Origin of the sequence: Pseudomonas coronafaciens pv. oryzae str. 1_6 (assembly GCF_000156995.2) — a bacterium.
GTDB classification, from domain to species: Bacteria; Pseudomonadota; Gammaproteobacteria; order Pseudomonadales; family Pseudomonadaceae; genus Aquipseudomonas; species Aquipseudomonas tremae.
Map to the genome: position 1 here is coordinate 2,370,104 of NZ_CP046035.1, position 26,604 is coordinate 2,396,707.

Genomic DNA, 26,604 nt, shown 5'->3' on the forward strand with positions numbered 1-26,604 from the left:
GCACCGACTCCGCTCGTTTGAGGGTGCATTTCATGGATGATCAGCGTGACAGAAGCTTTTCCGTGGTTTTATCCCGTTCGCCTGCAAAAAATGCATCAAGCACGCTCTTGAACACTGGTCGTTCAGGGGCGGCGAGGGCGAACAGGGTCATGCTCGAATGCAGCTTCAGGTCATCCGGCGAGCCGAATATCTGGCGTGCCGTACGCTCCGCCTGAGTCACGATGATGCTGGCGCATTGCTCCAGGCGCGCACCGAGCAGCGGGTGCTGCAGGTAGGCGCGGGCTTCTTCCAGACCGCTGATGGCGTAACGTTGTGCCATGTCGCTGCGGCCCAGCCCCTCGATCTGCGGAAACACGAACCACATCCAGTGGCTGCGTTTATGCCCGGCTTCAAGTTCCATTACCACCTGTTGGAACACTGGCTGCTGAGCGTTGACAAAGCGTTGCAGGTTGTAAGCGTCGTTCATGATCTGCTTCCTGTTTTTTCACGAACCTGTGGTCGTATGATGGCCGCCCGACACGGGGGTTCTACCGGTCTCGAGAGTTTTTGCGAATGCCTGTCTTCAAGCGCTTCACTATTTTCATGCAGCAGGCCTTTCGGGCTATGCACCTGGTATGGACCACTTCTCGCGGCTTGTCCGTCGGCCTGATACTGGCAACGCTGATTGCTGGACTGTTGCCCGCACTGGCCGCCTGGCTGGGACAGCGCATCGTGGACGCCGTCGTGGCCGCAATGCAGTTGCACGCCAGCACCGGCGACGCGCCTCTGTGGCCGGTATTGCGTTACGTATTGTTCGAAGCCGGTGTGCTGGCGCTGCTGGCCTGTGCGCAAAGAGCGTTGTCAGTGCAGCAGGCGCTGTTGCGGGTTTTGCTGGGCCAGAAGGTCAATACGTTGATTCTGGAAAAGGCCCAGACCCTGTCGCTGTCGCAATTCGAGGATTCGGAGTTCTACGACAAACTCGTGCGTGTCCGGCGCGAGGCCTCGACACGGCCGCTCGCGTTGGTGACCAAATCGCTCGGGCTGCTGCAAAACCTGATTTCGCTGATCAGCTTTGCTGTGCTGCTGGTGCATTTTTCGCCGTGGGCGTTGTTGATCCTGGTTGTCGGTGCATTGCCGGTGTTTTTTGCCGAGGCGCATTTTTCCGGTGATGCGTTCCGGTTGTTCACGCGTCGTGCCCCGGAAACCCGTCGACAGAATTACATTGAAACCCTGCTTTCCCACGAGGGCTACATCAAGGAAGTCAAGCTGTTCGGCTTCGCGCCATTGCTGCTGCGGCGCTATCGCGAGACCTTCGAGCGTCTGTACACCGAAGACCGCCGCCTGACTCTGCGTCGTGACGGCTGGGGCTTTCTGCTTGGGCTGCTGGGCACTGCGTCGTTCTACCTGGCGTATGCGTGGGTAGTGATCGATGCGGTACAGGGCAGAATCACTATCGGTCAGATGACCATGTACCTTGTGCTTTTCAAGCAGGGGCAGGCCGCGGTCAGTAGCAGCCTTAGCGCTATTAGCGGCTTGTATGAGGACGGCCTGTACCTGGCGGACCTGTATGTCTACCTTGGCCAGCCGGTCACGCCACCGACGGGCAGCCTGACGCAGGGCGCGCTGCCAGGCGATGGCATGCGTTTCGAAAGGGTGAGTTTCACCTACCCGGGCACCAGCCGCCCGGCACTTGAGCATATCGACCTGCACCTGGCACCGGGTCGCAGCGTAGCGCTGGTGGGTGAAAACGGTTCGGGCAAGACCACCCTGATCAAGCTGCTGACCCGCTTGTATCGCCCTGACGAGGGCCGAATCCTGCTGGATGGCAGCGATTTGCAGGACTGGGAAGAAGATGCGCTGCGCTCGCGCATTGGCGTGATCTTTCAGGACTTCATTCGTTATCAGTTTCTGGTCGGCGAAAATCTCGGTGTCGGCGACACTCATGCGTTTCACGATGAAACCCGCTGGCGCGAGGCGGCGGCGCAAGGCATGGCCGCGCAGTTCATCGAACAACTCGACAAGGGTTACGCCACTCAGTTGGGACGCTGGTTCGCAGGCGGTCAGGAGCTGTCCGGTGGTCAATGGCAGAAAATCGCGCTGTCTCGTGCTTACATGCGCCGGGACGCCGATATTCTGATTCTCGACGAACCCACCGCTGCGCTGGATGCGGGCGCAGAGGCCGCCGTGTTCGATCATTTCCGTGAATACGCGAAAGGCCGCATGACGCTGCTCATATCGCACCGGTTTTCCAGCGTGCGTAACGCCGAGCACATCGTTGTACTGGAGCACGGGCGGGTGCTGGAACGCGGTGACCATGACAGCCTGATCGCCGCTGCAGGGCGCTACGCAACGCTGTTCGATCTTCAGGCGCAGGGCTATCGCTAGATAAAAGTGTTGCAGTGAATGACCAGTCGGCGTTTTATGGGAGCCCTGTTTCACGCCGTAATTTTTTGAATCAAACGGAGACATCGATGCAATTTCGTAAATTGGGCAAAACCGACCTGTCGGTCAGCGCGATCTGTCTGGGCACCATGACCTGGGGCGAGCAGAACACCCAGGATGAAGCATTCGAACAGATTCGTATGGCCAAGGACGCCAAGGTCAACTTCCTCGACACGGCCGAGATGTACCCGGTGCCGCCGCGTGGCGAGACCTACACCAAGACCGAAAGCATCATCGGCGAGTACTTCAAGAAGTACGGCGACCGCAGCGACTGGGTGTTGGCCAGCAAAGTGGCCGGACCCGGTCGCATGGAGCACATCCGTGATGGCAACCCGCGCCTCGACCGCAAGAATATTACTGCAGCACTTGAGGCCAGCCTCAAGCGTCTGAACACGGATTATCTGGACCTGTACCAGTTGCACTGGCCGGATCGCAAGACCAACTTTTTCGGTGTCCTGGGCTACACCCACGACCCTGACGACCAAGCGGTCGAGATCGAGGAAACCCTGTCGGTCCTGGCTGATCTGGTCAAGGCAGGCAAGATCCGTCACTTCGGTCTGTCCAACGAAACGCCGTGGGGCACCCAGCGCTTTCTGAGCCTTGCCGAAAAGCTTGATCTGCCGCGCGCCGTGTCGATCCAGAACCCCTACAACCTGCTGAACCGCACATTCGAAGTCGGTCTGGCAGAAATCGCCATTCGCGAACAGATCGGCTTGCTGGCCTATTCGCCACTGGCGTTCGGTGTGCTGGCCGGCAAGTACCTTGACGGCGCACGTCCGGCCGATGGCCGCCTGACCCTGTTCGAGCGCTTCCAGCGCTACAACAACCCGCAGGCCGTCAGCGCTACCGCTCAATACGTTGCGCTGGCCCGCGAGCATGGTCTGGACCCTTCGCACATGGCACTGGCTTACGTGACCAGCCGCCCGTTCGTGACCAGTAACATCATCGGCGCCACGAAACTGGAGCAGTTGAAGATCAATCTGGACAGCATCGATGTCACGCTGTCCGATGAAGTGATCGCCGGTATCGAGGCTATTCACACCGCGCAACCCAACCCCGCGCCATAACCTGCACTGAACTTCCCGTCAGCCTCGCCAGTCAGCACTAGGTGCTTACTTCGAGGCTGAACCCTGATGCATATCTCTCTCAAGCAACAAGTCGCAATCGTTACCGGTGCCAGTTCCGGACTGGGTGCCGGTGCCGCAAGGGCGCTGGCCGACGCTGGCGCTGCAGTGGTCATCAACTACAACTCCAAGGCTGAACCTGCCGAGAAGCTGGCCGAAGAAATTCGCGCTGCGGGTGGCCGTGCCCTGGCGATCGGGGCCGACGTGTCGAAAGAGGAAGATGTCGAGCGGATGTTCGCCCAGACCATCGAGCACTTCGGTACGCTGGATATTCTGGTCGCCAATTCCGGTCTGCAAAAAGATGCGTCCATCGTCGACATGAGCCTGGACGACTGGAACACGGTCATCAATGTCAACCTGACCGGGCAGTTTCTCTGCGCCCGCGCCGCGTTGCGCCAGTTCATCAAGCAGGGCATGCGCCCCGATGTGTCCAGGGCGATGGGCAAGATCATTCACATGAGTTCGGTCCACCAGTTGATCCCTTGGGCCGGGCACGTCAATTACGCAGCGTCCAAGGGCGGCGTCGACCTGCTGATGCGCAGCATCGCCCAGGAAGTCGGCGAACTGAAGATTCGCGTCAACAGTGTTGCGCCGGGCGCAATCCGCACGCCGATCAATGCCGACGCGCGTAAAGGTGATGCCGAGAAGGAAATGCTCAAGCTGATTCCCTACGGCCGCATCGGCGAGCCGGAAGACGTCGCCAACGCGGTCCTTTGGCTGGCTTCCGATGCATCCGATTATGTCCACGGTACTACCCTGTTCATCGACGGTGGTATGACCCTTTATCCGGAGTTTCGTGGCAATGGCTGACTTTCCGGAAGAGGCGCAGAACCGTATCGAGAATCACGGCATCATCGGTGACATGCGCAGTGCAGCGCTGATCGCCGACACCGGCAGTATCGACTTCTGTTGCTGGCCGGACTTCGACAGCCCGTCGATCTTTACCGCGCTGCTCGACACCAACGACGCCGGAATCTTTCAGCTGGCGCCGGATCTGCCTGATGCGCGAAGGCTGCAGATTTACCTGCCCGACACCAACGTGCTGCAAACCCGCTGGATTTCCGAAGATGCGGTGGTGGAAGTTACTGACCTGATGCCGATTGGCGAAGATCAGGAAGACCTGCCCCGTATCGTACGTCGCGTGCAGGTGCGTTTTGGCGAGGCGACGATCCGTATGCGCTGCCGCGTGCGCATGGACTACAGCCGCGCTGAAACCACCGCGCGCATTGACGGCCAGGACGTCTGTTTCGAGGCAGAGGGGCAGCCGGGCATGCGCTTGTCGGCTGCCACGCCATTGCATCTGCAGGATCAGGACGCGGTCGCTGAGTTTCATATGCACAAAGGCCAGACCATCGAGTTCATTCTTGGCGGTATCGACGACCCTAATGTCGCAGCGGGCAAGTGCTCGCGTTATTTCAACGACACGTTGAAATTCTGGCGTCGTTGGGCTGGCCAGTCGCAGTACAAGGGCCGCTGGCGTGAAATGGTTACCCGTTCGGCGCTGGCGCTCAAGCTGCTGACCTCTCGCAAGCATGGTGGCATCGTCGCTGCAGCGACATTTGGCCTGCCGGAAACCGAGGGTGGCGAACGTAACTGGGATTACCGTTACACCTGGATCCGTGACGCATCGTTCACCGTTTATGCGTTCATGCGTCTGGGCTACACCGAAGAAGCCAATGCGTTCATGGGCTGGGTGCGTGGGCGCCTGGATGACTGCTGCGAACAGACCGAGAAGCTCGGCATTCTGTATGCCCTCGACGGCCATGCCGAGCTGCCCGAAGAACATCTCGATCACCTCTCCGGTTACGGCGGTGCGCAACCAGTGCGTATTGGTAATGAAGCGTACGAGCAGGTCCAGCTGGACATCTACGGCGAGCTGATGGACGCCGTTTACCTGGCCAACAAGTACGGTGACGCAATCTCCCATGAAGGCTGGAAACATGTGGTGCGTCAGGTAGATTACGTGTGCGAGCACTGGAATGACCGCGATGTGGGCATTTGGGAAATGCGCGGCGGCGATCAGCACTTTCTGCATTCTCGGCTGATGTGCTGGGTGGCGCTGGATCGTGCTCTGCGCCTGGCCTTGAAACGTTCGCTGTCGGGGCCTTTCGAACGCTGGAACAAGGTGCGCGAAGATATCCAGAACGACATTTGGGAGAACTTCTGGAACGAAGAACTGGGCCACTTTGTGCAACACAAGGGCAGCCGCAACCTTGATGCGTCCATGTTGCTGATGCCGCTGGTGCGCTTTGTCGGGGCCAATGATCCGAAGTGGCTGGCGACGCTGGATGCCATCGAAGCAGCGCTGGTGCGCGATGGCATGGTATTCCGCTACCGCAACGACGACGATCATGATGACGGCCTGGCGGGCGAAGAGGGCGCCTTCGTGGCCTGCTCGTTCTGGTACGTGGAATGTCTGGCCCGTGCCGGGCGGGTCGAGCAGGCGCATCTGGAGTTCGAGCAACTGCTGCGTTACGCCAACCCGTTGGGGCTGTATGCCGAAGAGTTCGACAGTCACGCGCGGCATCTGGGCAACACACCGCAGGCCTTGAGTCATCTGGCGCTGATCAGCGCGGCCAGTTTTCTGGACCGTAAACTGGGAGGCGGGCAGGCGCTCTGGCAGCCTTGAGTGTACCGAGCGTTTTCGAAAAGGCGCTGTGTGGTACAGCGTCCATCGCCCGCCAACACCGGGTTACTTAGGGCGCAGAACGTAGCCGACCGACTGTTTTTCCAGTCGATAATCTTCGGCATATGTTTCGCAATGGCTCAGTCTCGTCAGGTACGCGCCTTGGCCATTCAGGTACTCGCGCGTGTCGACGGCATCGCCGCACATCGCCAGCTCGCGCCCGCTCAGCAGTCCCACGGCCTGAGCTGAGCGCAGCGCACCCATGGGCGTCCAGTCGGCGATCAGCAGCGCGCCCTCCGGCACCGACTCTTCGTAGGCGTGCACGAACTGTTCGGCAGATCGATCGCGCAGATAAGGCACCATGAAATAATGAATGTCGTCTCGCATCGGCAGCTTTTCGGTATGCGCAGGCAGCTGGATGACGCCATTGGCGTAAAGCGCATAGGCCAGAAGGATCACCGCAGGCGCGGACAACACTGAAAGATTGAGCAGGACCCCGCGAGCAGCGTTGCGGGGCAACAGGCGCCGCAGTTGAATCATGCCAAGGACACTCAACATCGCTATGCCAGGCAGGAAAAAAGTAAAGCGGTCGGTGACGTTATAGGAAATGGCGAATACCAGGTTCAGGAGTGCCGCGGCCCATAGCAAGCGTAACCGACTGCCCTTGGGAAACAGCACCAGACCCGCCAGCTGAGGTCCGATCAGCGATAGCAGCAACAGCACTACCGAGGTTTTTTCCTGTAACAGTTGGTCGAAGCGCAGCAGGCTGCCTTCCCATTCCGGGCCAGCGAGAGTCGAGGACGCTCCGGTCAGATAACGACGGGCGATCTCCAGCAGCCCCGAGCCTGCGTTCAGATCATTGATCACAGCAAAGGCCGCTGCCGCAAAGCCCAGCAGGAAGCCGGGCAGTGTGATCAGCGCCAGAGCTTTGTGCTGATACAGAATTTGCACGTACAACGGCAGCAGGACCACAAAGGTCAGTTGGTGGATCGAGGCGGCCATGCCGGTCAGAACGCCGACCATGAACAGCTTTTTCAACGGTGTCAGCCGGCTGCTGTCGTGAAATTGCAACGCATATGTCAGCAGCACGAGCAGGGTGTGCAGCAGGTAGACCTCCGCCTTGGTCGAGACCCAGAAAACTCCGTGGGCGAGCAGTGTCGCCACTGCGGCAAGTACGGCCTGACGAGGCCCTGCACCGACGTTCAGGGCCAGTCGATAGATGACCCAGGCGAGTGGCAGCAAAATCATAGAATTCAGCAGGCTGAGCGGCGTAGCTCCGAACAAAGTCAAAAATACGGCATTGAACAACTGATAAAGCGGATGCTCCAGTGGTCCGAGCGACTGGCTGAAATACGGCCCCTCATGGGCATTGGCCAGAAACATGCCGTTGTCCATCCATTGCACCGGCCCGCTGGAAGCCAGAAAGCTCGCTGCAATGGCGAGGCATAGCAGAACCATGGGAATGATGTTTGATGCGCGTGAAGTATCGGCAGGCATTGAATAAAACTCCTCCTTGAGGTGAACAGAAAAACGGGAAACGATCACTTGGCGGCGTCAGGGCTGACGCTCCGGCACCTGTGCAGCGTCTTTGAACCGGGACAGCATCGCCGCCCCGATGGCCACCGCAAACCATAGGGTCGCCAGGCGGATCAGTAGCGTTGCCGCAACGGCATCCGCGCTTGGCATGCCTTTGAAAATCAGCAGTCCGACCATGACCGCTTCGGCACTGCCCAGGCCGCCAGGCATGAAACTCACTGCGCCTGCGAGCATCGCCAATGCGTAAGTGAACACGGCAAACGTGAGGGGGATCTGGGCGCCCAGCCAGCCAAGCATCCAGTAGAACGCCAGTGCTTCGGCGCTCCAGGCGATCAGGCTTAGCCAGCTGGCCGTCAGCAGTACGTCCCAGCGTAGGCATTGGCGCGCCGCGAGCAACATGTCGAATACTTGCCGCCACAGTCTGTGCCGTCGTGTGCCGCTGGCCGCCGGTATCAAACCCCGCAGGCGTTGCAGCAAAGGGCGTTGAGACAGGACCAGCAGGACGGCGAGTACCAATATCAGGCCAGGCACGATGATTGTTTGCGCTTGCGGATACCACGACAAGCCGAACAACGTCAGCAGCACGATGGCCAGCAAGTCGGACAGGCGCTCGCTGAAAAAAGCGGCAAAGCTGTGTGGGTAGGGCACGCCCAGCGGTTTGAGTAACACGCCGCGCAAGGCTTCGCCGGCCTTGCCAGGCGTCGTGGTCAAGGCAAAGCCCGCCAGATAAATGCTCAGGCTGTGTCGCCACGCGAGCGGATGCCCCAGGACCTTAAGGTAGAGTTGCCAGCGGCCGAAGCGCAGGCCGTAATTGAGCGCGGACATCAGCAATGCCGCGCCAATGCCGAGCAGCCCGACCTTGGCGGCCGCCTCGCTCACCGCCTGCCAGCCGCCCCACAGGGAAAACCCCAGATACCCCAGCGCAGAGCCGACCACTGACAGCAATACCGCCCTATAACGCCATCCTGACAGCGCCGACAGACTGCTCACAGGTCGAGCCTTTTGAACAGCGCTCGCGGTATCGAGCGGATCACCCACATGATCCAGGCCCAGTAGCCCGGTACGTAAAGACTGCCTGATTGACGCTCAATCCCCGCGACGATGCGTCTGGCAACCGTTTCAGGCTGCGCAACCAGCGCGGCAGGCAACTTCTGACCCTGGGTCATGGGGGTATCGACAAAACCGGGCTTGATGGTCAGCACACGCACACCGATCTTGAACATACGCGCGTCCAGCCCGTCGCAGAACGTGGTGACTGCTGCCTTGGCCGAACCGTAAAGGTAGTTGGAAGGGCGGCCGCGCTCGCCAGCCACCGAAGAGATCACCGCCAGTGTGCCGCAGCGCTGTATTTCGAAATGCCGGGCCAGCAGGGTCAGCAGCGCGATCACTGAAACACTGTTGGTGATGAAAGCCTGCAGCGCCAGGGCAACGTCTTGTTCGCACGCGCGCTGGTCGGGCAATGTGCCATGCGCAATCAGCACAATGTCGATCTGGCCGAAGGCCTTCAGGCATGCGTCGAGCATTGCCGGGTGTTCGGCAAAGTGCGTAGCGTCCATGGGGTGCAGGATGATACTCCCGGCACCACGAGCCTTGAGGTCGGCTTCGTTGCTTTCCAGCTTTTCCACATTGCGTGCGACGAGGAAAAAATCACAACCTTGCACTGCCCAGAGCCTAGCGCAGGCGTGGGCGATGGTAGAGGTCGCTCCAATGATCAGGATTCGTTTCATGGCATCACTCGTTTCCAGAAGCGGGACATCAGGGAAGGGTCGCGCAGGGCTTCCAGTTGCTCCCAGGCCGGGTAGGCCAAACGAAAATCGCTACCGTTCATGTGGGCATCCTTGGCCGGGTACAGGCGTCCGCCGGCTTCCCGGACGATAGCGTCCAGGCGCGGGAACAGAGAACCGGCCAGATCGTGGGTCTGCGGAAAGTCGAGCGCCAACGAGGTGCCTTGCATCGGAAATGACAACAACCCCGGTGAGACGATGTCGCCGCAGCGCTTGAGCACCGCGAGAAAAGATCCCCGCGCCGATGCGGCGATAACGTCGAGCAACGCCTGAATGGCTTGTGGGGCGCAATTTTCCGGGATCACGCACTGGTATTGCTGAAAACCGTTGCGGCCATACAGGCGATTCCAGTGATGAAGGCGATCCAGCGGGTAGAAAAAAGATTCGTGGCTGCAGCGCCTTGGCGTGGATCGGCGTGGATGTGCATGCCAGTACATCGAATTGAAGGCGCGCAGTGAAAAGTTGTTCACCAGGGAAAACGGTGGCATGAACGGCATGCTCAGTGCGCGGCGCGGCGTTGCCATCAGCGAACCATAACCGGCATGGTCGCCGACGATGTAGACCCCGCGCCCGCTGTTGTTGCCTTTGGCCAGGCAGTCGATCCACGCCACGCTGTATTCGTGTCGGGCGTCCAAAGCCTGGGACAAAGCGAAAAACTCTTTCAGGTTGGCAAAGCGCACGACGCAGCTATCAATCTGGCTGGTGCGGACAGGCATGAGTTGCAGATCGATCCAGTTGATCACCCCGGTCAGGCCAAGGCCGCCGATGGTTGCGGCGAACAATCGCGGGTGTTCCTGCGCTGAACAGATCATCGGCGCCTCGCCCTGGCGGATCAGCCCGAAGCGCTTGACGTGACAGCCGAATGTCCCGCGTCGATGATGGTTCTTGCCATGAACGTCGTTGGCAACCGCCCCGCCCAGTGTGACGAATCGGGTGCCGGGGGTGACCGGTAGAAACCAGCCATGCGGTATGGCTGCGTCGAGCAGTTGCGACAAGGTCATGCCCGCTTCGAGTCGGACCATGCCGGTCTGCCAGTCGGCGGCAATGAAGCGGTCCAGTCGGCGCATGTCCAGCACATGATCGCTGGCGGCCAGACAGCTGTCGCCGTAACTGCGTCCGTTGCCGAACGGCAGGCTGCTGCGATGGCGGCCAATGATGTCGGCAATATGTGTGGGTAAGCGCTCTATCGCTTCACATGCGTGACCTTGCTGCGGAATGAGCGGGTAGCGACCCCATGAATAGAGAGGTGCGTTCATGCCGCGACCCAGAAAACAGTCAGGAACAGAAATCCGATGCCTTGGCTCACCCGGTCGCGAATCGCGAACACCACCGGGTCCTCGTTCATCTCGCCGCGATGAGTCAGCATCCAGATCCGGGTTATCCAGAACAGCAACAGGGGGCATGCCAGCCAGATCGCATGTGGGTGCTGGTAAAGGGCCGACGTTGCGCCTTCATGGATATAGAGCGCCAGAACCATGACGGCCAGATTGCCCGACGACGCTCCCAATGAGGCGATCATCTCCAGATCGCCGGGGTAGTAGCCGCGACCGCGTGTCCTGCTGGTCAGATTGCGCATCCGGGCGTCACGCAGTTCGGCGTAGCGTTTGACCAGCGCAAGGCTGAGAAACAGAAACATCGAGAACGCCAGAATCCAGAACGTCAGGGGTAACTGAAACGCCTCAGCGCCTGCAAGGATGCGGGTGGTGTAGAGCATCGCCAGAACGATGACATCCACTGCCATATGCCGCTTCAGATAAAGCGAGTAAACCAGCGTCAACAGGTAATAAGCTGCCAGCACTGCCGAAAACTGCCACGGCAATGTGAGCATTGCGCCCGCGAACGCAGCCACCAGCAATAGCGGGATCGCGACCAGGCCGGACTTTATCGACAGTTGGCCGCTGGCGAACGGACGTAGGCGCTTGCTGTGGTGGTGCCGATCGTCTGCCAGATCGAGGAGATCGTTGAGCAGGTAGACGCTTGAAGCACACAGCCCGAAGCATAAAAATGCCAGTAAGCCGTCAAGCATCAACAGTGGGTTCTGGAGTTGGTGGGCGGCCAGCAGCGGCACTAGAATCAGGGTGTTTTTCATCCATTGGTGCAGGCGAAGCGCTTTAAACCAGGCGTGCCGCCGCGTCGATGCGGTTTTGATGACCTGAGCGACATTACCCAGCGCGCGTGCCTTGCGCTCTACGCCTGCCAGCGGGCTGGCAACTATAGACTGGCGCGAAACCTTCCAGACGCACAGGTCATCCCGCGAGTTGCCTATGTAGTCAAAGCCGCCTTCACCGTAGAGGCTGACCAGCAGATCGCGTTTGCGATGGGCAGAGAGGTTGATCATGCCATCCGAGGCCAAGACCTGATCGAACAGTTGCAGGTGCGTGGCTATTCGGCTGGCAAGTGTGTCATGGCAGGCCGTTGCCAATACCACCAGACGTCCGCTCTGTCGTTGGGTCTGTATGTAGTCAATGACCGCTGCGTGGTACGGCAGCAAGGTCACATCAATATCGGTGCCCAGCGCCAGCCCTTGTTTCAGCGACGCCTTGCCTCGCAGCAGCCAGGCAAAAATCCGCAACACCTGCAGCGGGTGATGGCGTATGAATGCCATCGCCGTTTCAAACAGCATGTCCGAAGACAGTAATGTGCCGTCGAGGTCGACCACCAGCGGAGGGTGAACCTCAAGAATTCTTCCCTGAATGCCGGACATGAATAGTCGCTCCTTTGAAAGTGAGCGCACTATGGGACGAAAGCGGACATTCACCACGACAAAAAAGTTAAAGACCATCAGCAATATAGCCGTGCCGATGACGCCAGAGAACGTGTCTGCTTCAGCGCCTACGATGCTTGATGACTATTGATGGATGGCGAGTGATTGATATGGAGGCGGTGTACGCCGGTCGTGCGGATCCAAAAAAGAGTGAATTTCCGGCGTCGGTTTGAGTCACCTATACTCAAGTCACTGCTGAAAAAGGATCAGACTTTCAATGGCACTTCCAAAGCACTACCGCATTGATTATCTGTTAAACGGTTCGTTCAAGAGCTTTTACATACGTACCGAGAACATGGATAACGCAGAGGCGTGGCACCACGCGAGTGTGGACGCAGGTCTGGCACGCATCCCCAAATACCGCCTGGAAAAAGTCCAGCGCGTGTCCAAACCCTATGCCGAGCACTTCGGTGTCACTGACGTGGAGTGGGCTCAGGCCTGAGCCACTCCACGTATTGATGTCACCCGCCTGACGTCAGCGGCTGCTTATCTGCTCCAGCGCCAGGTTGCGTGTGCGCGGCCCGAAGCGACCGATGGTGATGATCACGATCAACATGCTGATGACAATGAAGCCCAGCACGCCCGGCGTGCCGAAGTGATCGAGGAATATGCCGATCAGCAGGCTGCTGAACACGGTAGACAGGCGACTGAACGAGTAGCAGAAGCCTACCGCCCGGGCGCGTATATTGGTCGGGAACAGTTCGCCTTGGTACGAGTGGTAACTGAAACTCAGCCATGCGTTGCAGAACGTGATCATGATTCCGCAGAAGACCAGTCCTGCGGCGCTGCTCTGAAACGCAAACAGGCTGCCGAAAATCATCGCTCCGAGCGCTGATCCCACGATCTGCCATTTGTTTTCAAACCGGTTGGCAAACTTCACGAACAACAGCGGACCCAGCGGGTAGGCCAGCGTGATCACAAACGCATAGCCCAGGCTGTGGGTGACACTGAGGCCCTGACCGGAAAGCAGCGCGGGCAGCCAGTTACCGAAGCCGAAGAAGCCGATTGCCTGGAAGACGTGGAACACGATCAGCATGACGGCGCGCCGACGGTAAGGCGGTTGCCAGATATCTGAGAAGCGGCCTTTGCCTTCGAGTGCCACGTTCTGCGGTTCCGGTTGATCCAGCGGCTTGCCGTGGTCTTTGACGCAACGCGCTTCGATACCGTCCATGATTCGTTCGGCTTCGTCGTAACGTCCTTGCTGCGCCAGCCAGCGAGGTGATTCGGGCAATGCCGAGCGCAACCACCAGACAAAAAGGGCAAACACTGCGCTGCCGATCACCACCCAACGCCAGCCGGAATAACCAAACGGCGACAGAGGCACCAGCCACCATGACATGAGCGCAACGGTTGGGACTGACAGGAACTGAATGAAAAAGGTGAAGGCGAACGCAGAGCTGCGAATACGCTTGGGCACCAGTTCCGCGAGATAAGTGTCGATGGTCACCAGTTCGACGCCCAGGCCGATGCCGACCACAAAACGCATGGCTATAACGCCCAGGGCAGAGGTTTGCAGGCCCATGATCACGGTGGCAACCGTGTACCAGATCAATGCGAAGGTGAAGATTGTCCTGCGCCCTAATCGGTCGGCAACAGGGCTGAGCAGGCTGGCGCCCAGAAACAGCCCGAGAAAGGTGGCAGAGGCAAAAGCCGCCTGATCGGAAAACCCGAACAGGCCTTGACTGCCCGTGGCGAAAATCCCGTCGCGAACCAGCCCCGGACTGATATAGGCGGTCTGGAACAGGTCGTAAAGCTCAAAGAATCCGGCGATGGAAAGCAGGGCAACCAGTCGCCATATCGTCGCAACCGCCGGCAGGCGGTCGATGCGCGCCGAAATCGAGGCAGCTCTTGTCGGGTCACTGACCGAGACGCCTGTCTGGAGTGATGAATTCATCGGTGAGCATCCTGAGTTCTTGTTGGAATCTAGATGGTACTACTGATGATTTGCATTATTTTGTTTCTGAATGCTTCAACGTGTGTTTTCTGAATGAATGATTGTTTAATCGTTAGCACTCTTGGTTTTCTGATTTCCTGTTTTTACTGCTTAGGTTGAGCCGATTGGCCGCCCGTCAGCACCGCCAGCGAAGTGCAGTGCGACGCTGCGAAGGATGTATCAACATGTGTCGCAAAACCTTAGGATGAAGGCCTCGCTTTCTACCTGCCGGGTTCCCGTGACGTACAAATTGCCCACCACCGCTACAGCGCCTTTCTGTCCCTCGGCAACGACTGACAGCGTCAGCATTCCGCCCAACGCATCCTTGCTGCGCAAGATGATGCTGTTCGTTGGCCCTGGCCTGCTGGTGTCGATCGGCTATATGGACCCCGGCAACTGGGCGACCGCCATCGAGGCGGGCTCGCGTTTCGGCTACTCGTTGCTGTTTGTCGTGGTACTGGCCAGCCTGTCGGGTATGGTGCTGCAAAACCTGTGTTCCCGCCTTGGCATTGCGACCGGACGAGATCTTGCGCAGCTGTCTGCCGCTCGCTACAGCCGTAACGTCGCCACAGGTCAGTGGTTGCTGGCAGAGTTGTCGATTATCGCCACCGACCTGGCCGAAGTCCTGGGCGCTGCGCTGGCGTTTCATTTGCTGCTGGGTGTCTCTATCACCACAGGTGTAGCGCTGACCGCTTTCGATACGCTGATCGTGCTGGCCTTGCAGGGCGCCAACTTTCGGCGTCTCGAGGCCATTGTCCTCGGGCTTATCGCTACCATCGCCACCTGCTTTACCGTCGAGCTGATTCTGATCAAGCCGTTCTGGCCGGATGTCTTCGCCGGTCTACGGCCGAGCTGGGATGTGCTGAGCAGCCAGGAGCCTTTGTACATTGCCATCGGAATCCTGGGTGCCACAGTCATGCCGCATAACCTTTATCTGCATTCCTCGGTGGTCCAGACCCGGGTCAATGGTTCGGACCTGGTCAGCAAGGCCAGCGCCATTCGTTACGCGCGACTGGACACTGTCGGTTCACTGAGTCTTGCGCTGCTGATCAACGCCGCGATTCTGATCCTCGCTGCCGCAGCCTTCCACACCACCGGCCATACGGAGGTGGTCGAGATTCAGGATGCTTATCACCTGCTCGATCCGCTGGTAGGAGGCGCTGTCGCCAGCGTACTGTTCGGCGTGGCATTGCTGGCAGCGGGCCAGAGCTCGACGTTTACCGGCACCATCGCCGGGCAGGTGGTGCTTGAAGGTTTTCTGCAGGCGAAGATCCCTTGCTGGCAGCGGCGCCTCATCACTCGTGCACTGGCACTGATCCCGGCGTTGATCGGGGTGATCTGGCTGGGAGACGGCTCGGTCGGCAAAATGCTGGTGCTCAGTCAGGTGGTATTGAGTCTGCAACTGCCATTCGCCTTGTGGCCGCTGATCCGTTTTACCAGCGATCCGCAGCTGATGGGGCCGTTCGTCAACAGCCGCCTGGTAAAAACCGCTGCCTGGGGCCTGTTCGGGTTGATCTCTGCGGCCAACCTGACGTTGCTGTGGTTCTGGATCATCTGAACTCGGGCAGAGCAAGCGACTCTCAACTTGAGACCACCGTCAGCCGTGAGGAAACCCGGACATGAACACACCCCGCGACACTGCAAGCGTGTTCGAGACTGATCTACCGGCCCGTCTGGATCGCCTGCCGTGGGGGCGATTTCACACCTTGCTGGTGGTGGCTCTGGGCATTACCTGGCTGCTCGACGGCCTGGAAGTGACCCTTGCCGGTTCGGTGGCAGGGGCCTTGAAGGCCAGCCCGGCGCTCAACCTCACCAACAGCGACATAGGTCTGGCGGGGGCAGCGTATATCGCCGGCGCGGTGCTGGGCGCGCTGTTCTTCGGCTGGCTGGCCGACCGCCTCGGGCGTCGCAAGTTGTTCTTCATCACCCTGCTGCTGTACGTCGGCGCTACTGCGGCGACGGCTTTCTCGTTCAGTTTCTGGAGCTTCATGCTGTTTCGGTTTCTGACCGGCATGGGCATCGGCGGCGAATACACGGCTATAAATTCGACCATCCAGGAGTTCACCCCGGCGCGCTACAGAGGCTGGGTTGACCTGACCATCAACGGCACGTTCTGGCTCGGCGCAGCATTGGGGGCGATCGGCTCGATTGTGTTACTTGACCCGCAATGGCTGGGCGCGGAGCTGGGCTGGCGCCTGTGTTTTGGAATTGGCGCAGTGCTGGGGCTACTGGTGCTGTTGATGCGCCTGTGGCTTCCGGAGAGCCCGCGCTGGTTGCTGATTCACGGACAATCGGCCGAAGCGAAGAGAATCGTCGAGCAGATCGAAGCGGATCTACAACGTCAGGGCCACACATTGTCAGCGGTCGAGGGCAAGCCCCTGCGCCTGCATGTTCGAGACCATACGCCGCTCGGCGAAGTCGCCCGAACGCTGCTGGTGACGTTTCGACAGCGCTCGCTGGTTGGCCTCACATTGCTGACCGCACAGGCATTTTTCTACAACGCGATTTTTTTCACCTATGCACTGGTGCTGACAGATTTCTACAGCGTGCCCGCAGAGCGAGTGGGCTGGTATGTGCTGCCTCTTGCGCTGGGTAATTTCTGCGGGCCGCTGTTGCTGGGCAGGTTGTTTGACGTGATCGGGCGGCGAGTGATGATCAGCCTGACCTACGGCGTGTCCGGCATCTTGTTGGCAATAAGCGGTTACCTGTTCCAGCAAGGGCTTATGGACGTCACTCAGCAAGCCATCGCCTGGATGGTGATTTTCTTCTTTGCTTCGGCGGCTGCCAGCTCGGCTTACCTGACTGTGGCCGAAACCTTCCCGCTGGAAATTCGCGCCCTGGCAATCGCGGTTTTTTATGCATTCGGCACCGGATTGGGCGGAATGATCGGGCCGACGCTGTTTGGTGAACTGATCGACACCGGCGAACGCAGCAATGTGCTGATTGGTTATCTTGTCGGGGCGGGGTTGATGCTGCTGGCGGCCGTTGTGCAGTCGATCTGGGGCGCGGCCGCTGAACGCAAGTCTCTGGAGGAAGTAGCGAGGCCGTTGTCGCAGGCCGGAGATCGGTAGATCGTCAGATGAACACGCCGCGAAGGCCGTCTACCGATGCTTGTAAACCGATGATGCGCTCGTTGACTTCTCGTGCTTCATGCGGACGAGACGTACGTTCAAGGTACAACAGATGCCCGGCCATGTTGGCCGAGACGCGTTCAAGGTCGTCGGCGGTACGCTGTACGTAGGCCTGGATATCTTTCAACTGCTCAATCTGCACGGATGTTCCCCATTAGGTCGCATCCGAGCGCACTAGCCTGATAAATGAGCGACTCCACCGAGCCTGCCAACACGATTTGTCGGCAACCTGAACAGGTTTCTTTAATGCCTGGCTTAAATAAATTTATCAGGTAGCAGCGGCCCCGCTAATCCTCATCCTGCTCGTCCTGTTCCGTATAGGAATCCAGCAGCTCGGCCAGCGCCAGCGTGCGGTCCAGCCCGCTGCGGCTGGACATGATGTCGGCTACTGCCTGCGTGGCGGCGATTCTTGCAGCTTCGCGCTCGGCATCGGTGTTATTGGGCGTGGCAGCTTGCGCAGCCTCAATAATCGATTGCTCAAAGGTATTCATGGTGCTCGCTCTTCGGGTTCAGGTTGCTGTAATACCGAGAATACTGAAGTGTTTCAAGGGCGATCAGTCGCCCTCGTAGGGGAATTCTTCAAGCGTTTGCATCAGCGCAACGCCTTGCGGGCCCTGCATGTTATCCAGCACCCAGCAACTGTTGGCATTTTTGGCCAGTAACAGGCGTGTCGTCTGGCTGGTAACCGGCTGTTGCGGGGCGTCTTTGTAACCCAGGTTGTAGGTCATCTCGACCACCGCCTGTTTGTCGGAGTTGGACACCAGCTTCCAGTCGATTGGTTTCTGCACGTCGCCATCTTGCGCATCTGTCCACGGGTTGGCACTGACCGCGCACTGATCGCCGTTCTGACAGGCCCAGTCTTTCTTGAGAAGGCTCAACAGTGGTTTGGACAGGTAATCCGCGCCCCCTTTGCCGTTGACGTAAAAATCCTGATGCTTTTCGTAGATCCAGCGCGCGGTATCGACCGGGCTGGCAGCGGGGCAGGCGGCCTGCAAGGTGGAGGACAGCAGGCAGGCAATGGCGATGGCAGCAGTTCTGGACATGGAGCAGGCTCGCAGAGAAGGTGGCAGTGATGGTACAGGCTCACGCCTCTGCATTTGTAAGCCAAGCGGACAAAAAAGCAATGGTTTTAAGTTTTGTATCTGGCGCGCCGGATGACTGAAACCGGGTCAAGGGTAATTTCCTTCAATACGCTGTGCGTTGCCGCCATTACCTTGATTCGGTCATTTCTGATCGTGTTCGAGGAGTTCTCTATGAGTTTGCTGACTTCTATGGCTGCGTTTGCTTTGGCGTCGTCCATCACGCCGGGGCCGGTCAACATCGTGGCGCTAAGCGCCGGCGCAAGTTTTGGTTTTTGGCCAGGCATGCGCCATGTGTTAGGCGCAACGCTGGGTTTCACGCTGTTGTTGCTGCTTATCGGTTTCGGCCTGCACGAAACTTTGCAGCAGTGGCCTTTTCTGACCCGGATCATTCAAGGGGCTGGAGTGGCCTTTCTGTTGTACATGGCCTTTCGGCTGGTAACCGATAACGGGCTACTGAGTTTAGGACAGCAGGGCACTGGCCCATCGATGATACAAGGCGCGGTCATGCAGTGGCTAAACCCCAAAGCCTGGCTGGCGTCGATAGCAGGTATGGGCGTTTTTGTCGCCAATGGCGAGGCTGTATTGGTCTGGCAATTTGCAGCCATCTATTGCGTGGTCTGCTACGTGTCACTCGGCTGCTGGGCCTTTGCCGGGAGCTTCCTGAGCCATTACTTGCGCAACGCGGCGAGGGTGCGCGCGTTCAACCGGTTCATGGGACTGTTGCTGATTGGCTGCGCGTTTTACCTGGTTATCTGATCGTATTCATCACAACCGGTACTGGCCTGGCGTTGCGGCCAGATGTTTTTTGAATTCGCGCTGAAAGTGCGCCTGATCGGAAAAACCGCTTTCGAGTGCGACATCGGCGATCATCTTGCCTTGTTTAAGTTCGGTGCAGGCGTGCTGAATGCGTCGGTTGAGCAGGTAGGCATGCGGCGTAAGGTGATAGTGCTGTTCGAACGAGCGAATCAGGTATGACGCCGACAGGGTGGAGGCTGCGCAGATGTCGGCAAGTTTGATGGAACGAGTGAAGTTCTCGTTGATGTAGTCGGCGGCCCGCGTGACTCGAGCGGAGGGTTGAGGTGGGTGCAGTTGCGCAGCGCCCAATGTGCCCAGCATGAGGGTGAAAAACGATACGGCTGAGCAATGCTTTTGCAACGTATCGAGACTCACGTCGACCAGTGTCTCGTAAAGCGCCGTCAATGCGCCGAACAGGACCGGATTGCAGCTATGCGTGTAGGGCAGCGGCTGAAATCCGGCTGCTGCATCCAGCCTCGCGTCTTGCTGAATATCGCTCAGCCAATAGCTGTCGACGTAAAGCATCAGGTACGACCACGGCTGGTCATTGATCGGATTGCAGGCATGTACATCGCCAGGGTTCATCAGCACCACGGTGCCTGCCATGACGCGCCGCGATGTCTTTTCGTGCAGATAGGTACTTTGCCCGGCAATGATCGCGCCAATGGAAAAAAATTCATGCGAATGCGGGGCATAACAGACCTTTCTGCCGTCCTCTACCGAGCGTGCCTCGATGAAAGGCAGATGCTCATCGCGCCAGAAGAAAGGATTCACGGTCGAGTGGTTGGGGTGTGTGCTGTTCATACAGATATCCCGTCGGCAGAGCGACCAGATTAGCTGAACTGATGAGTCAGAGCGAAGCGGAGGTGACGCAGAGCGTCACCATTAAGCGTGAGGAGCAAGAGGCACCGGGCCTAGGCTTGTGGGGCTGCACCGATCATGTTGCATATGTCTGACTGACTCTTTTCGACGCGCCGCGTTGACATGTATTTCGTGACTCTATGTGTCACTCAGGCATGCCAGCGCGAGGCACATGAGATTACTTCTTGATCGGCACGATATCCATGATCTGGCCATTCACTTTCTGAAACCGCACATACTTGTCATTGACCTTTACCCATTCGCTTTCCTTGGCGGGCTCTTCCAGGCCTTTGCTTTTCCAGTCTTTGACTTCGAGGTCGCTGCGGCGATATTTCTCGGGTATGCGGGAACCGAGTTCAAGCTCGTGAACGTTGTCCTTGGACTCGGTGATTTTCGGATCAGGCGTCTCGGCAGCATGAACTGGCAGGGTGACGGCAGAGAAACAGCCGAGCAGGGTCATGCAGGCGATCAGCGATTTGGTATTCATGTGAAGACTCCCAGTCTTAGGTCTCAGTCGGCTTTATGCCATTGGTCATAACTGGGACCTTCACGATTTGGAATCATTCGATCGGTTTTACAGTGCTCAGCCTCGCAGTGCTTCCTCAATGGTTTTTACCAGTGGGGTGGCAGGGCGACCGATCAGTCTGCTCAGCTGGCGGCTGTCGTCAAACAAGGCGCCTTTGGCGGCTGCCGCGTCGGAATCGGCTAACAGATTTGCGACGAAATCAGGCAGGCCGGCTTGAATCAAAGCGGCTTCGAACCCGGTTTGCGTCAGATTGGCGTAAGGCACTGGTTTGCCCGACTGTTTCGACAGCTCGGTGGCAAATTCGGCAAGGGTGTAAGACTCGTCGCCCGCCAGCTCGTAAACGCGACCTGACTGATCTTCTTCCGAGGTCAATACAACCGCTGCAGCCTCAGCGTAATCAAGGCGCGATGCCGAGCTGATTCGGCCTTCGTCGGCGCAACCCATCATCGCACCATGTGCCAGTGCCCCCGGTATGCCTGCCGTGTAATTCTCGGTGTACCAGCCATTGCGCAGCAAGGCGAATGACAACCCGCTGGCGCGCAGGTAGTCCTCGGTCTCGCGATGTTCTTTGGCCAGGCCCAGTGACGAGGCATCAGCGTGCAATACGCTGGTGTAGGCGAGCAATTTGGCCCCGGCGCGCTTGGCTGCATCAATAACCGCCTTATGCTGGGAAAGGCGCTGGCCTATTTCGCTGGAAGAAATCAACAGCACCTTTTCAGCTCCCGCAAATGCGCTGTCCAGGGTCGCGGGTTGCGAATAGTCGGCGTGACGAACCTGGACCCCCAGTGCCGACAGGTCAGCGGCTTTATCGGGGCTGCGTACGGCTGCGATGATCTGTCCGGCAGGAATGCGGACGAGCAGTTGCTCAATGACGAGGCGGCCTAGCTGGCCAGTGGCACCGGTGACAACGATCATGGAATGATTCCTCGAATCGGTTGAAAGGAAGCGTCAGCATAGTCATCATGCTTACCTTTCGTAAGTACGCACAAAAAGGTAAGTGTCATGAGTGAGTCTGCCCCGCAGGTGCCATCTGATACCGTCGAGTCCATGCTGGCCTTTGTTCGCCAGGGACACGTCTTGGCCACTGAGTGCCCCTCAAGGGTCGTGCTCAATCACATTTGCAGTCGATGGGGCGTGCTGGTGCTGGTGGTGTTGCGTGGCGGCGTGCACCGTTTCAGCGAAATGCGACGCAAGATCGGCGGGGTCAGCGAAAAAATGCTCGCCCAGACACTTCAGCATCTGGAGCAGGACGGTTTCGTCAGCCGCAAATCGCTGCCTGTCGTTCCGCCGCATGTCGAGTATCGGTTGACCCCGATGGGCGAAGAGGTTGCTTTGCAGGTCGAGACACTGGTCACCTGGATCGAGACAAGTCTGCCGCGCATCATGCAGGCGCGCGAAGCGTCAGCCGAGGCCCGTGCATTGCCTGCCTGAGGCATTTCTGACAGATTTTTCATCTGGCGAATGTCAGCGCAACTGCCTGTCATCAGTCGCTTCTTGCTATGGTGCGCGCCGAAATATTCATTTACACGTTCAGTTGCGCCGTTTGCCCTTCATCGAGAAGCTGTAGAAATGCCCAATCCAATCCCCCTGAAAGACCACGAGAAAGAGACGCGGCTGGTCAACCAGCGACTGATTGCCTGTGCCGTGCTGGTCGGGCTGCTGGCCACCTGCCTGGTGGCGAGAATGTACTTCCTGCAGGTCACCGAGTTCGAGTATCACTCGACGATCTCCGAAAACAACCGCGTCCATGTACTGCCGATTCCGCCTGAGCGCGGTTTGATCTTTGACCGTAATGGCGAAGTGCTGGCCGACAATCGGCCCAGTTTCAATCTGACCCTGACCCGTGAGCGAGCAGGTGACTGGCACAAGGTTATCGACGAACTGATGACCCTGCTGGAACTGCCGGATGAAGACCGTATTCTGTTCGACAAAGAGCTGAAACAGGTACGTCATCCATTCGAGCCTGCGACCCTCCTGTACGAACTGACCGAAGAGCAGATCGCCACATTGGCAGTCAATCAGTACCTGTTGCCGGGCGTTGATGTCGCGGCACAGTTCGTTCGTCACTACCCGCTGGGCGCACATTTTGCTCACTCTATCGGTTACGTTGGGCGCATCAACGAAAAGGAAGCGGCTCACCTCGACAACGAGTATCGCGGCACTCAATCCATCGGCAAAACCGGGATAGAGCGCTTCTACGAGTCAGAGCTGCACGGTCATGTGGGTTACGAAGAAGTCGAGACCAATGCCCAGGGGCGCGTACTGCGGGTTCTGAAACACACTGACCCGGTGCCCGGCAAGAACATCACCCTGACGCTGGATGCGCATCTTCAGGCTGCTGCGGAGGACGCGCTGGGTGATCGTCGTGGTTCGGTAGTGGCGCTGGACCCGGAAACAGGCGAGGTGCTGGCGATGGTCAGCAAGCCGAGCTTCGACCCCAATCTGTTCGTGACCGGCATCAGCTTCAAGCAATACGCTGCATTGCGCGATTCCATCGACCGGCCGCTGTTCAATCGCGTGTTGCGCGGTCTGTATGCCCCTGGCTCGACGGTCAAGCCGGAAGTTGCCATTGCCGGCCTCGACAGCGGTGTGGTCACTGCCTCGACCAAGGTCTTCGACCCTGGGTACTTCCAACTGCCGGACTTCGATCACAAGTACCGCAACTGGAACCATAGCGGTGATGGCTGGGTAGACATGGACACCGCGATCATGCGGTCCAACGACACGTACTTCTATACCTTGGCGCACAAGCTGGGCATCGACCGACTGCATGACTACATGACCATGTTCGGCATTGGCCAGAAAGTCTCGCTGGACATGTTCGAGGAGGCCGCCGGGCTGATGCCGTCCCGCGAATGGAAGCGTGCAACGCGCCGTCAGGCCTGGTTCCCCGGCGAGACAGTAATCCTCGGTATAGGTCAGGGCTACATGCAGGTCACGCCATTGCAACTCGCCCAGGCCACTTCGCTGATCGCCAGCAAGGGCGTCTGGCATCGTCCGCATCTGGCGATGGAAGTCGGCAATGCCGCGCCGGTCGATGAGCATCCCATGCCCAATATCGTGCTGCATGACCCCAATGAGTGGAATCAGGTCAACACCGGCATGCAGATGGTGATGCACGATCCGCGCGGTATTGCCCGCGACGCCGCAAAGGGCGCGCAGTACCGGATTGCCGGCAAGAGCGGTACGGCGCAGGTGGTGGCGATCAAGCAGGGTGAACGTTACAACCGTCTCAAGACCCTTGAGCGTAACCGCGACAACGCCTTGTTCGTCGGTTTCGCCCCGGCTGACCATCCGAAGATCGTAGTGTCGGTGACCATCGAGAACGGCGAGGCGGGTGGTCGGGTGGCCGGTCCGGTGGTGCGGGAAATTCTCGACGCCTGGCTGCTCGACAGCGACGGCAAGCTCAAGCCGCAATACGCAGTGCCCACCAAGGCGACGGGCAACCCGCACGCCTGAGCCGTCTGCCCAGGCAGACTGCCTGCCTGAGCCCTGAACAGGGCTCAGGTTTTCTGAACTGTCGAGATTCCGTCGGGTCGACCACAACAGGCGTGGCAGAGCGCTACGCCTGTTTGTTCGACCCTTTTATTGCCTCGACAAGGAACCCCTTATGTCCAAGACCATTGCCGATCATTTTGCGCAAACCCTCGCAGCGGCAGGCGTTTCCCACATATGGGGGGTGTCCGGTGACAGCCTCAACGGCTTGACCGATAGCCTGGAACGCATCGACTCGATTCGCTGGATGCACACCCGCCATGAAGAAGTGGCTGCCTTCGCTGCAGGCGCTCAAGCGGCGTCCAGCGGTAAGCTGGCGGTTTGCGCGGGCAGCTGCGGACCTGGCAACCTGCATTTGATCAATGGCCTGTATGACTGCCATCGCAACCGGGTCCCGGTGCTGGCAATTGCCGCGCATATTCCTTCCCCTGAGATAGGCCTGGACTACTTTCAGGAAACCCACCCGCAGGAGCTGTTCAAGGAGTGCAGCCACTTCGTCGAACTGGTCAGCAACCCCGAGCAGTTTCCGCGTGTGCTGGAACGTGCCATGCGTGCGGCCATCAGCCAGAAGGGCGTGGCAGTCATCGTGTTGCCCGGCGACGTGGCGCTCAGCGAGGCTCCGGATGTTGCGGTGAAATGGGTCGCCCCTACGCCGCCGACGGTCGTGCCGGCGGACAACGACTTGCAGTCTATGGCCGAAATGCTCAACGCCTCCAAGGCTGTGACTTTGCTGTGCGGAGCTGGTTGTGAAGGTGCTCACGAGCAGGTCCTCGCCCTGGCCGACAAGCTGGGCGCACCGATCGTCCATGCCCTGCGCGGCAAGCAGCACGTCGAGTACGACAACCCGTTCGATGTCGGCATGACCGGCCTGATCGGATTCAGCTCCGGCTATCACGCCATGCTGTCCTGCGACACGCTGGTGATTCTCGGCAGCAGCTTGCCTTATCGCAACTTCTATCCGGACAAGGCCGACATCATTCAGATCGACCTTGACCCGACCCAGTTGGGCCGCCGCACCCCAGTGACCCTGGGGCTGGTCGGTGGTGTTCGCGAAACTCTGGACGCGTTGCTGCCCAAGCTTACTCCCCACGCTGACCGACGCTTTCTGGACAAGGCTCTGAAGCATTACGCCAAGGCGCGTGAGGAGCTGGACGAACTCGCCACGCCGACACCGGATGGCACACCGATTCACCCGCAGTACCTTACCCGACTCGTCGACGAGCATGCCGATGCCGACGCCATCTTCACCGTAGACGTGGGGACGCCGACGCTGTGGGCTGCGCGCTACCTGCACATGAACGGCAAACGCAGCCTGCTCGGCTCGTTCAACCACGGCTCGATGGCCAATGCGCTGCCTCAGGCACTGGGTGCCAAGGCCGAACATCCGGACCGGCAGGTCGTCGCCCTGTGTGGTGACGGTGGTTTGTCGATGTTGCTGGGTGATCTGCTGAGCATTCGGCAGTTGAACCTGCCGATCAAACTGGTGGTGTTCAACAACAGTTCACTGGGCTTCGTCGACATGGAAATGAAGGCCGGCGGTTACGTGCCGCATGGCACTGACCTGCACGAAACCAACTTTGCCGGTATCGCCTTGGGCGCTGGCATTCTTGGCCTGCGAGTAGAAAATGCCGAAGAACTGCCCGCAGCGTTGCGCAAGGCCTTTGATCACCCCGGCCCGGTGCTGATCGACGTCGTCACCGCCAAACAGGAATTGGGCATCCCGCCGAAAATCAAACTGGCGCAGGCCAAGGGCTTCAGTCTGTATATGATGCGCGCGATCATGAGCGGACGAGGCAGCGAAGTGCTGGAGCTGGCCAAGACCAACCTGCGCTAATCGCACTCGGGCGCTACATCGGCTGGGCGGTCAGATGGATGATTGACCCCGTCGCTGGTTTTCACCTGGCCCAGATCGAAAGGGTTCACACCTTCCAGGCAGGCGACGTTGTAACCGTATTCATTGGGGTTGGAACGTCGCTGATGGTGGGTGTAGATCCCGCATCTTCCGCAAAAATAATGCTCGGCGGTGCGTGTGTTGAATTGATACAGCTTCAACACACTCTGCCCATGAATCACCCGAACGCCGTCTTTCGCCACAGTGGCCACCACAGCGCCTCTGCGCCTGCACAGCGAGCAATCACAACGTCGCGGGTCAACAACGCCGTCCGGTAAATCGAGCTCCAGCATGATCGCGCCGCAATGGCACGAGGCGCGGTGGACAGGTTTGATGTCGGTAGGGCCGACTTTCTTGATCATGTCTTTTCCTCTTGTTTGATATTAAATCGCGCAGTCGTTACTCATTTCATGTTCTCGCAATGGCGTGCTTTCAAATTAAAGCAGACCGGCAGGTAAAGCTTGCTACAACACGGCCGAAACAAATGGATGGAGGCAGGACAGGCTACGGCAGGCTAATTATCGAATCATCTCTGGTTATAAAAACGTCAGTGCTTATAAAGCGTTGGGCCACAGTGATTTTTATAGAAAGTTTGCGAGTCACGAGGTCTGTAATGCTTAGAAATGCTCCTTTGA

25 protein-coding genes are annotated in these 26,604 nt (G+C 58.7%); 11 read left to right on the forward strand and 14 right to left on the reverse strand.

The window, feature by feature from the left end:
- Positions 1 to 40: 40 nt before the first annotated feature.
- Positions 41 to 466 (reverse strand): DUF1810 domain-containing protein, encoded by a 426-nt coding sequence (locus tag POR16_RS10765; RefSeq protein WP_005893293.1) that lies wholly within the window; start codon positions 464 to 466, stop codon positions 41 to 43.
- Positions 467 to 552: 86 nt separating this feature from the next.
- Between POR16_RS10765 and POR16_RS10770 the strand changes: the two genes are divergently transcribed.
- The 4 genes from POR16_RS10770 to POR16_RS10785 all read left to right on the forward strand — a co-directional run bounded on the left by POR16_RS10770 (position 553) and on the right by POR16_RS10785 (position 6,174).
- Positions 553 to 2,364: an ABC transporter ATP-binding protein gene (locus tag POR16_RS10770; RefSeq protein WP_122381278.1), complete on the forward strand. Its 1,812-nt coding sequence runs from the start codon at positions 553 to 555 to the stop codon at positions 2,362 to 2,364.
- Positions 2,365 to 2,450: 86 nt separating this feature from the next.
- Positions 2,451 to 3,488 carry an NADP(H)-dependent aldo-keto reductase gene (locus POR16_RS10775; protein ID WP_005893286.1) on the forward strand — a complete coding sequence of 346 codons (1,038 nt, stop codon included), beginning with the start codon at positions 2,451 to 2,453 and terminating at the stop codon, positions 3,486 to 3,488.
- 66 nt (positions 3,489 to 3,554) lie between these two features.
- On the forward strand, positions 3,555 to 4,355 hold the full coding sequence (locus tag POR16_RS10780; RefSeq protein ID WP_005893284.1) for an SDR family oxidoreductase: 801 nt from the start codon (positions 3,555 to 3,557) through the stop codon (positions 4,353 to 4,355).
- Entirely contained in the window at positions 4,348 to 6,174 is a 1,827-nt protein-coding gene (locus POR16_RS10785; protein ID WP_122354843.1) for a glycoside hydrolase family 15 protein, read from the forward strand. Before POR16_RS10780 ends, POR16_RS10785 begins: the two co-directional genes overlap by 8 nt.
- Positions 6,175 to 6,237: 63 nt before the next feature.
- On the opposite strand, the gene POR16_RS10790 is transcribed toward POR16_RS10785, so the two are convergent.
- From POR16_RS10790 to POR16_RS10810, 5 genes are read right to left on the reverse strand one after another with little or no spacing between them, the layout of a single operon-like run.
- A complete protein-coding gene (locus POR16_RS10790) occupies positions 6,238 to 7,668 on the reverse strand; it encodes a hypothetical protein (protein ID WP_005893277.1) in 1,431 nt (476 codons plus the stop codon).
- Positions 7,669 to 7,725: 57 nt separating this feature from the next.
- The gene (locus tag POR16_RS10795; RefSeq protein ID WP_042932576.1) at positions 7,726 to 8,697 is read right to left on the reverse strand and encodes a lysylphosphatidylglycerol synthase transmembrane domain-containing protein; all 972 of its coding nucleotides are present in this window, start codon (positions 8,695 to 8,697) and stop codon (positions 7,726 to 7,728) included.
- Positions 8,694 to 9,434 (reverse strand): SDR family oxidoreductase, encoded by a 741-nt coding sequence (locus POR16_RS10800; RefSeq protein ID WP_005893274.1) that lies wholly within the window; start codon positions 9,432 to 9,434, stop codon positions 8,694 to 8,696. The genes POR16_RS10795 and POR16_RS10800 overlap by 4 nt, the downstream gene beginning before the upstream one ends.
- Positions 9,431 to 10,747: an FAD-binding oxidoreductase gene (locus POR16_RS10805; RefSeq protein ID WP_005893273.1), complete on the reverse strand. Its 1,317-nt coding sequence runs from the start codon at positions 10,745 to 10,747 to the stop codon at positions 9,431 to 9,433. The genes POR16_RS10800 and POR16_RS10805 overlap by 4 nt, the downstream gene beginning before the upstream one ends.
- Entirely contained in the window at positions 10,744 to 12,195 is a 1,452-nt protein-coding gene (locus POR16_RS10810; RefSeq protein ID WP_122381277.1) for a UbiA family prenyltransferase, read from the reverse strand. Before POR16_RS10810 ends, POR16_RS10805 begins: the two co-directional genes overlap by 4 nt.
- 277 nt (positions 12,196 to 12,472) lie before the next feature.
- Here POR16_RS10810 and POR16_RS10815 point away from each other — a divergent pair, with 277 nt between their 5' ends.
- Complete coding sequence (locus tag POR16_RS10815) at positions 12,473 to 12,697, forward strand: DUF6555 family protein (protein ID WP_005893272.1); 225 nt, start codon at positions 12,473 to 12,475, stop codon at positions 12,695 to 12,697.
- A 33-nt stretch (positions 12,698 to 12,730) separates the two neighbouring features.
- Here POR16_RS10815 and POR16_RS10820 read toward each other — a convergent pair whose 3' ends face one another.
- Entirely contained in the window at positions 12,731 to 14,149 is a 1,419-nt protein-coding gene (locus POR16_RS10820; protein ID WP_005893271.1) for an MFS transporter, read from the reverse strand.
- A 277-nt stretch (positions 14,150 to 14,426) separates the two neighbouring features.
- Here POR16_RS10820 and POR16_RS10825 point away from each other — a divergent pair, with 277 nt between their 5' ends.
- Both POR16_RS10825 and POR16_RS10830 read left to right on the forward strand, forming a co-directional pair.
- Complete coding sequence (locus POR16_RS10825; RefSeq protein ID WP_042932619.1) at positions 14,427 to 15,746, forward strand: Nramp family divalent metal transporter; 1,320 nt, start codon at positions 14,427 to 14,429, stop codon at positions 15,744 to 15,746.
- Between the two features lie 61 nt (positions 15,747 to 15,807).
- Positions 15,808 to 17,259: an MFS transporter gene (locus POR16_RS10830; RefSeq protein WP_024669109.1), complete on the forward strand. Its 1,452-nt coding sequence runs from the start codon at positions 15,808 to 15,810 to the stop codon at positions 17,257 to 17,259.
- A gap of 4 nt (positions 17,260 to 17,263) precedes the next feature.
- Here POR16_RS10830 and POR16_RS10835 read toward each other — a convergent pair whose 3' ends face one another.
- The 3 genes from POR16_RS10835 to POR16_RS10845 all read right to left on the reverse strand — a co-directional run bounded on the left by POR16_RS10835 (position 17,264) and on the right by POR16_RS10845 (position 18,362).
- The gene (locus POR16_RS10835; RefSeq protein ID WP_005893264.1) at positions 17,264 to 17,461 is read right to left on the reverse strand and encodes a hypothetical protein; all 198 of its coding nucleotides are present in this window, start codon (positions 17,459 to 17,461) and stop codon (positions 17,264 to 17,266) included.
- A gap of 145 nt (positions 17,462 to 17,606) precedes the next feature.
- Positions 17,607 to 17,810 carry a hypothetical protein gene (locus POR16_RS10840; protein ID WP_005893261.1) on the reverse strand — a complete coding sequence of 68 codons (204 nt, stop codon included), beginning with the start codon at positions 17,808 to 17,810 and terminating at the stop codon, positions 17,607 to 17,609.
- Positions 17,811 to 17,873: 63 nt separating this feature from the next.
- The gene (locus POR16_RS10845; RefSeq protein ID WP_005893260.1) at positions 17,874 to 18,362 is read right to left on the reverse strand and encodes a DUF3828 domain-containing protein; all 489 of its coding nucleotides are present in this window, start codon (positions 18,360 to 18,362) and stop codon (positions 17,874 to 17,876) included.
- A 210-nt stretch (positions 18,363 to 18,572) separates the two neighbouring features.
- On the opposite strand from POR16_RS10845, the gene POR16_RS10850 reads away from it, so the two are divergent.
- Complete coding sequence (locus POR16_RS10850) at positions 18,573 to 19,157, forward strand: LysE family translocator (protein WP_005893259.1); 585 nt, start codon at positions 18,573 to 18,575, stop codon at positions 19,155 to 19,157.
- Positions 19,158 to 19,166: 9 nt separating this feature from the next.
- Here the strand turns inward: POR16_RS10850 and POR16_RS10855 are convergent, their stop codons facing one another.
- The 3 genes from POR16_RS10855 to POR16_RS10865 all read right to left on the reverse strand — a co-directional run bounded on the left by POR16_RS10855 (position 19,167) and on the right by POR16_RS10865 (position 21,498).
- On the reverse strand, positions 19,167 to 20,000 hold the full coding sequence (locus POR16_RS10855) for an AraC family transcriptional regulator (RefSeq protein ID WP_005893258.1): 834 nt from the start codon (positions 19,998 to 20,000) through the stop codon (positions 19,167 to 19,169).
- A gap of 235 nt (positions 20,001 to 20,235) precedes the next feature.
- Positions 20,236 to 20,544: an RcnB family protein gene (locus POR16_RS10860; protein ID WP_005893256.1), complete on the reverse strand. Its 309-nt coding sequence runs from the start codon at positions 20,542 to 20,544 to the stop codon at positions 20,236 to 20,238.
- Between the two features lie 96 nt (positions 20,545 to 20,640).
- The gene (locus POR16_RS10865) at positions 20,641 to 21,498 is read right to left on the reverse strand and encodes an SDR family oxidoreductase (RefSeq protein WP_005893255.1); all 858 of its coding nucleotides are present in this window, start codon (positions 21,496 to 21,498) and stop codon (positions 20,641 to 20,643) included.
- Between the two features lie 87 nt (positions 21,499 to 21,585).
- Here POR16_RS10865 and POR16_RS10870 point away from each other — a divergent pair, with 87 nt between their 5' ends.
- The 3 genes from POR16_RS10870 (at position 21,586) to poxB (ending at position 25,912) form a co-directional block, all read left to right on the forward strand.
- Entirely contained in the window at positions 21,586 to 22,014 is a 429-nt protein-coding gene (locus tag POR16_RS10870; RefSeq protein WP_005893254.1) for a winged helix-turn-helix transcriptional regulator, read from the forward strand.
- Positions 22,015 to 22,152: 138 nt separating this feature from the next.
- A complete protein-coding gene (gene mrdA, locus POR16_RS10875) occupies positions 22,153 to 24,042 on the forward strand; it encodes a penicillin-binding protein 2 (protein ID WP_005893253.1) in 1,890 nt (629 codons plus the stop codon).
- Positions 24,043 to 24,193: 151 nt separating this feature from the next.
- Positions 24,194 to 25,912, forward strand: coding sequence for a ubiquinone-dependent pyruvate dehydrogenase (poxB, locus tag POR16_RS10880; protein WP_005893252.1), 1,719 nt, complete (start codon positions 24,194 to 24,196; stop codon positions 25,910 to 25,912).
- Here poxB and POR16_RS10885 read toward each other — a convergent pair.
- Entirely contained in the window at positions 25,909 to 26,331 is a 423-nt protein-coding gene (locus tag POR16_RS10885) for a GFA family protein (protein WP_005893250.1), read from the reverse strand. The genes poxB and POR16_RS10885 overlap by 4 nt on opposite strands.
- Positions 26,332 to 26,604: the final 273 nt, after the last annotated feature.